Below are 6386 nucleotides of genomic sequence, written 5' to 3' on the forward strand. Positions count from 1 at the left end.
GCGTGAGCACGGAGTGGGCTGGGTCACCGGTGGCGCGGACCTCGTGACGGCCGTCCGTTCCGCCAAGCAGTTCCTGACGTACGTCGCGTCGGGGCCGTTCCAGTACGCCGTCGCCGAGGCGCTCGCGCTGCCGGACACCTACTTCGACGCATTCCGCGCCGACATGCGGGCGAAGCGGGATCTGCTCGCCACCGGGCTCGCGGAGGCGGGCTTCGAGGTGTTCCGGCCGACGGGCACGTACTTCGTCACCACGGACATCCGCCCGCTCGGGCAGAGCGACGGATTCGCCTTCTGCCGTTCGCTGCCGGAGCGCGCGGGCGTCGTCGCCATCCCCAACGCGGTCTTCTACGACCACCGCGAGGAGGGCGCCCCGTTCGTGCGGTTCGCCTTCTGCAAACGCACCGAGGTGTTGACGGACGCGGCGGAGCGGCTCCGCACGGCGTTCGCACGCTGACCGCCGCCGCGCGGGGGATCTACGCTCCCCCCGCCGCCTGCCACACCGCACCCGCCCGGTCCCTTCGCGCCGCGGGCCGTCGCCGCCGTGCCTGCCGCCTCCTCCGACCGGCCGCACCGGGGTCCTTCGTCAGCGGGCGTCCCCCTCGCGCTCCGGGCGCGGGAGTTCGTCGAGGTCGAGGGTGAACGTGCGGCCGTCGGCCAGGGGGATGGCGAGCTTGCCCGTGCCGTACTTGTGGGTGTGCGCCGCGATGTAACCGGTGCCGGTCGGCTGCGTGTGGAGGACGACTTCCTGGGCGTAGGGGTCCACGACCAGGTAGACGGGGATACCGTAGCGGCCGTACTTGACCGTGCAGTCGTCGTAGTCCTTGCGCGCGGAGGAGGTCGAGACGACCTCGGAGATCAGCAGGACATCCTCGAAGCTGTAGCGCTTGCCTTCCTTGCGCGCGTCCTCGCGCAGGATCGCCAGATCGGGGGCGGAGTTCTCGTCGGCGGGGAAGTCGATGTAGACGTCGGAGGTGACCTTCGCGTGACGACCGAGGGCGAGAGAGTCGATCTGCATCGACCTGATGGTGCTGGAGTGCTCTTCGCTCTGCGGGGTCATGATCACCTTTCCGTCGGCCCCGAACAGAACCGTGTATCCCTTGGGGAACTCGGTGTGCACGATCGCGTCGACGCTCATGGACGGCTCCTTCCCGTGTGTGGTCAGGATACGACGGACGGTGCCGCGCCCTTGAGCCCAGCGGTACGGCCGGAAGACCGGTCCGGAACGCTGTGCCGACGGCTCACCGAGGATGCCGTGGATCCGCAGGGGGCGCCTGTCGCGCCGCCGGCGAAGAGTCAGGCCGACGAGCCGTCGTCTGGGTGACGTCCCCGCCTGAGCCGGTCGGCGGCGGCCGCTTGGCCGTGCGGTCCCCGAGGTACGCGGTCCCCGGGCGGCGTCCTCGCGGGGTTCCCACGGCCGGCGTCCGACGCGGGGCGCGGGCCGGGGGTTCCGGTACGGCGAGAGCCCGGCTCGGGCTTCCGGCCGACGGCCGGTGCCCGAGCCGGGCTCTCGTTCGCGTCGCGGCGCCCGGCGCCGCTGCACCCCGCCCGCGCCGGATGCGAGACCGCGCGGGTGCCAGGGTGCGCGCGGGACGCGCCACCGTGCGGGGGAGGGCTACTCCCCGTCGTCCTCGGGCTTCTCGGCCTCGTTGATCTCCTGCTCCAGGCCGAGCTGCTCGACGAGCCACTTGTCGAACTCGATGGCCGCGCGGACCCAGCTGACCGTGGAGGACACGAAGTGCTCCAGGCTGACGCCGGTGCCGATCAGCATCTGCGCCTCGCCGATCAGACGGACGGTGCCGTCGTCGTGCGTGTGGCTGTAGACCTTCGGCCACAGGGTGCGGCGGTTCCAGTCGTCGATCGACTCCAGGAGCGCGGGCTTCTCCTCGAGCTGGTGCGGCCGGTCGTAGAACGTCCGCACCGAGAAGACCTGCTGGTCCCCCTCGCCGCGGAACATGAAGTACGTACGGAACTCCTCCCACGGCGCCGCGAGGTCGCCCTCGTCGTCGACGACGTACTTCAGTTCCATCTGGTCCAGGAGCTGCTTCACGAGGTCCTGATCCGGGACCACGGGGCCCGCGGGGCCGCCGGGCTGCGGCTCGGGCTGGCCCCCGAAGTTCGGAATCGAGGACGGGTCGATGCTCACCGTGTATTTCCCTTCGTACGGATTCTGCCATCCTCCCCCATCCGGGGCGGGGGGTGGCAACCCCTGGCCGGGCCTGTCCGCCGGGGGCGGACAAGATCCGGTCATGCGGGGGAAACGGCCCAGGTGGGGATGGGCCACCGGGGTATGCGGGGCGTCCCGGGACCGTCGACGGGATGAACATGCACATGTCCGTCCCGAACGGGTCCGGGACCGGCTTCCGCCCGCCCCGCGACACGGCCCGACGGCGGAGCCCCGGCCGGGGCACCCGCCCCGGCGGGGGCTCCGCACGCGGACCGCGTCCGGGCCGCGACCGCCGCACCCGCGGCCCGGACGGCAGGCGGGCGCGGAGCGCGCCCCGTCCCCGCCCGCCGCTACAGCGTCTTGCCGGTGGCCGGCCCCACGATCAGGCCGTCCCCGAAGGCGTCCACGCGGACCGTGTCGCCGTCCTTGACCTCGCCGGCCAGGATCTCCTTCGCCAGCCGGTCGCCGATCGCGGTCTGCACGAGGCGGCGCAGCGGACGCGCCCCGTAGGCCGGGTCGTTGCCCTCCTCGGCGAGCCAGGCCAGGGCCGCGTCGGAGACCTCCAGGGTCAGCCGGCGCTCGGCGAGCCGCTCGGCCAGCCGGTCGATCTGGAGGCGGGCGATCCGCTCCAGCTCCGCCCGGTCGAGCGCGGAGAAGACGACCAGGTCGTCCAGCCGGTTCAGGAACTCCGGCTTGAACGAGGCCCGGACGACCTCCAGGACCCGGCTCTTCCTGTCCTCCTCGGAACTCTCCGGATCGGCGAGGCTCTGCCCGCCGAGGAACTGGCTGCCCAGGTTGGAGGTGAGGATCAGGATCGTGTTGCGGAAGTCGACGGTACGGCCCTGACCGTCCGTCAGCCGGCCGTCGTCCAGGACCTGGAGCAGCACGTCGAAGACCTCGGGGTGCGCCTTCTCCACCTCGTCGAGCAGGATCACGCTGTACGGCCGGCGGCGCACCGCCTCGGTCAGCTGGCCGCCCTCCTCGTACCCCACGTACCCGGGCGGGGCGCCGACCAGCCGGGCGACGCTGTGCTTCTCGCCGTACTCCGACATGTCGATGCGGACCATCGCCCGCTCGTCGTCGAACAGGAAGTCGGCCAAGGCCTTGGCGAGTTCGGTCTTGCCGACGCCCGTCGGGCCGAGGAACAGGAAGGAGCCGGTGGGGCGGTCCGGGTCCGCGATGCCGGCGCGGGTGCGGCGCACGGCGTCGGAGACGGCGCCCACCGCCTCGGTCTGCCCGATCAGCCGGCGGCCCAGCTCCTCCTCCATCCGCAGCAGCTTCTGCGTCTCCCCCTCCAGCAGCCGTCCGGCGGGGATGCCGGTCCAGGACCCCACGACGTCGGCGATGTCGTCCGGTCCGACCTCGTCCTTGACCATGGTGTCCCGGCCGGCCTCCTCCTCGGCCTCCGAGGCTTCCTCCAGGTCGCGTTCCAGGGTGGGGATCTCGCCGTAGAGCAGTTTGGAGGCGGTGTCGAAGTCGCCGTCTCGCTGGGCGCGTTCGGCCTGGCCGCGCAGCTCGTCGAGCTTCTCCTTCAGCTCGCCGACGCGGTTGAGGGACTGCTTCTCCTTCTCCCAGCGGGCGGTCAGGCCGCGCAGCTCCTCCTCCTTGTCGGCGAGGTCGCGGCGCAGCTTCTCCAGCCGCTCCCGGCTCGCCGCGTCCGTCTCCTTGCCGATGGCGAGCTCCTCCATCCTCAGTCGGTCGACGGCCCGCTGGAGCTCGTCGATCTCGACCGGGGAGGAGTCGATCTCCATGCGCAGCCGGGAGGCGGCCTCGTCGACCAGGTCGATGGCCTTGTCGGGCAGGAAGCGGGAGGTGATGTAGCGGTCGGACAGGGCGGCGGCGGCGACGAGCGCGCGGTCGGCGATCTGGACCTTGTGGTGGGCCTCGTAGCGCCCCTTGAGCCCGCGCAGGATGGCGATGGTGTCCTCGACGCTCGGCTCGGCGACCAGCACCTGCTGGAAGCGCCGCTCCAGCGCCGGGTCCTTCTCGATCCGCTCGCGGTACTCGTCGAGCGTGGTCGCGCCGACCATGCGCAGCTCGCCGCGGGCCAGCATCGGCTTCAGCATGTTGCCGGCGTCCATGGCGGAGTCGCCGCCCGCTCCGGCCCCGACGACGGTGTGCAGTTCGTCGATGAAGGTGATGATCTGCCCGTCGGAGTCCTTGATCTCCGCCAGAACGGTCTTCAGCCGCTCCTCGAACTCGCCGCGGTACTTCGCGCCGGCGACCATCGCGCCGAGGTCCAGCGAGACGAGCCGCTTGTCCTTGAGGGACTCGGGCACGTCGCCCTTCACGATCCGCTGGGCGAGCCCCTCGACGACGGCGGTCTTGCCGACGCCCGGCTCGCCGATGAGGACGGGGTTGTTCTTGGTGCGGCGGGACAGCACCTGCACCACGCGGCGGATCTCCTGGTCCCGGCCGATGACCGGGTCGAGCTTGCCCTCCCGCGCGGCGGCGGTGAAGTCCGTACCGAACTTTTCGAGCGCCTTGTACTGGCCCTCGGGATCCGGGGTCGTCACCCGGCGCCCTCCCCTTGTCTTCCGGAACGCCTCCAGCAGCTTCTTCGCACCGGCGCCCTGCTGTGAGAGTACGTCGCCGGTCCGGCCGCCCTTCGCGGCGATACCGGCGAGCAGGTGCTCGGTGGAGACGAACTCGTCCCCCAGCTCCCCGGCGCGCTCGGCCGCGTCGGCGATGACGGCGAGCAGCTCGCGGTCGGGCTGCGGCGGCGCGACGGTCGAACCGGCCACGCTGGGCAGGCCGGCGAGCACCCGCTCGGCGCCGGCCCGCACGGCGGCCTGGTCGGCCTCCACCGCGGCCAGCAGGTCGATGATGTTCTCGTTGTCCTGCCCCTCCAGCAGAGCGAGCAGCAGGTGGGCGGGGGTGAGGTCGGGGTGCCCCTCGGTCACGGCACGGCGGCCGGCCGCGTTGATCGCGTCCCGGCTCCTGTTGGTCAGCTCGGCGTCCACGTCCGCTGTCTCCTCCTCCTGAAGTCCGACCGTTTCCTGACTCGGTCAGCGTACACAAACTTGAGTCTATTCCACTCAAGGCTGGAGTGGGGCGGGAAACGGGGACGGCGGAGCGTAGATTCGGGCCCCATGGCCTCCCCTCCCGTGGACCCGCGACAGCCCGACGCCGCCTACCTGCGCTTCTGGCGCGAGCGGCACCTCTGCACCCTGACGACGCTCCGGCGCGACGGCACCCCGCACGTGGTGCCCGTCGGCGTCACCTACGACCCCGAGGCCGGCCTCGCCCGGATCATCACCGGCGGCGCCACCGCCAAGGCGGCACACGTCCGGGCCGCGGGCCGGGACGGCGCGCCCGTGGCGGTCTGCCAGGTGGACGGCCGGCGCTGGGCGACGCTGGAGGGGCGGGCGCGGGTCTCGGCGGACCCCGAGCGGGTCGTGGAGGCCGAGCGCCGCTACACCGAGCGCTACCAGAAGGTGCCGAAGCCGAACCCGGCCCGCGTGGTGATCGAGATCGAGCTGACGAGGGCCCTGGGCCACGGCTGAGGCCGGCCCCCTCGAACGCCGCCCGCCGCGCTCCGCGCGCTCCGGCGTTCACCCGTTCGGACGCGGTGGCCGGCAACGCCCGCACCCGGCCTGTCGCGCTCGGCGGACCGGTGGGCGGCGCCTCCGACCCGGGTTGCACCCCGGGTGCCGCCGCACGGTTCCGGCCCCCTCGGCGCGGGCGGCTGCGCCCTCCCTCCGGGCGGTTGCCCCGACCACTTGCGCGTGGACGGTTCCGGCCTCTCTCCGGGCGGTGGCGTCGACCTCCCTCCGCACGGACGGTTCCGGCCTCCCACCGCACGGACGGTTCCGGCCTCCCTCCGCACGGGCGGCTTCGCCTCCCCCCGCGCGGGCGGCTTGCCTCTCCCCGCGTGTTCGGTTCCGGCCTCCGGCGGGACGCACGGTCCGGCCCCTGCCGTGGTGCCGGTGGCGGCTCGGGGCGAAAGGCCGGTTCCCGCCGCTTCCGCAAGGGGGCGGCTCCGGCCAACCGCCGGAAGGGCCGCCCCGGCCCCAGCCGACGGCCGGCCGGTATCCGGTCGCGGGCGGGCGCCGGTCCCGCGGTGGCGGACCGGCCGAACCCGGATTTCTCCGGGAAAACTGCAGCGGGGGGCCCCGGGGGGGGGGGCGGGGGGGCCCCCGGGGGGGGGCCCAGCCGCGCCCCGGGCCCCGGCCCCCCCCCCCCGGGGCCCCTGCGGTCACGGGCCGGACCCCCGCGGCGC

At 73.3% G+C, this 6386-nt stretch carries 4 protein-coding genes and 1 pseudogene; 2 read left to right on the forward strand and 3 right to left on the reverse strand.

The window, feature by feature from the left end; all coding sequences use genetic code 11:
• Positions 1–13: 13 nt before the first annotated feature.
• Positions 14–454, forward strand: a pseudogene (locus tag ACGFS9_RS25930) (aminotransferase class I/II-fold pyridoxal phosphate-dependent enzyme); the annotation flags it as partial.
• Between the two features lie 129 nt (positions 455–583).
• On the opposite strand, the gene ACGFS9_RS25935 reads toward ACGFS9_RS25930, so the two are convergent.
• The 3 genes from ACGFS9_RS25935 to clpB all read right to left on the reverse strand — a co-directional run bounded on the left by ACGFS9_RS25935 (position 584) and on the right by clpB (position 5127).
• Positions 584–1135 carry a Uma2 family endonuclease gene (locus ACGFS9_RS25935; RefSeq protein WP_393256581.1) on the reverse strand — a complete coding sequence of 184 codons (552 nt, stop codon included), beginning with the start codon at positions 1133–1135 and terminating at the stop codon, positions 584–586.
• Between the two features lie 477 nt (positions 1136–1612).
• A complete protein-coding gene (locus ACGFS9_RS25940; protein WP_393256583.1) occupies positions 1613–2143 on the reverse strand; it encodes a YbjN domain-containing protein in 531 nt (176 codons plus the stop codon).
• 371 nt (positions 2144–2514) lie between these two features.
• Positions 2515–5127 carry an ATP-dependent chaperone ClpB gene (gene clpB / locus ACGFS9_RS25945; protein WP_393256585.1) on the reverse strand — a complete coding sequence of 871 codons (2613 nt, stop codon included), beginning with the start codon at positions 5125–5127 and terminating at the stop codon, positions 2515–2517.
• A gap of 129 nt (positions 5128–5256) precedes the next feature.
• Here clpB and ACGFS9_RS25950 point away from each other — a divergent pair, with 129 nt between their 5' ends.
• A complete protein-coding gene (locus ACGFS9_RS25950; RefSeq protein WP_393256586.1) occupies positions 5257–5670 on the forward strand; it encodes a pyridoxamine 5'-phosphate oxidase family protein in 414 nt (137 codons plus the stop codon).
• Positions 5671–6386 lie beyond the last annotated feature (716 nt).

It is taken from the genome of Streptomyces sp. NPDC048566, from assembly GCF_043199735.1.
In the GTDB taxonomy this organism is placed as follows: Bacteria; Actinomycetota; Actinomycetes; order Streptomycetales; family Streptomycetaceae; genus Streptomyces.

Coding starts and splice junctions, on each gene's coding strand:
- ACGFS9_RS25935 (WP_393256581.1), bottom strand. CDS start 1,135: ATGAGCGTCGACGCGATCGTGCACACCGAGTTCCCCAAGGGATACACG.
- ACGFS9_RS25950 (WP_393256586.1), top strand. CDS start 5,257: ATGGCCTCCCCTCCCGTGGACCCGCGACAGCCCGACGCCGCCTACCTG.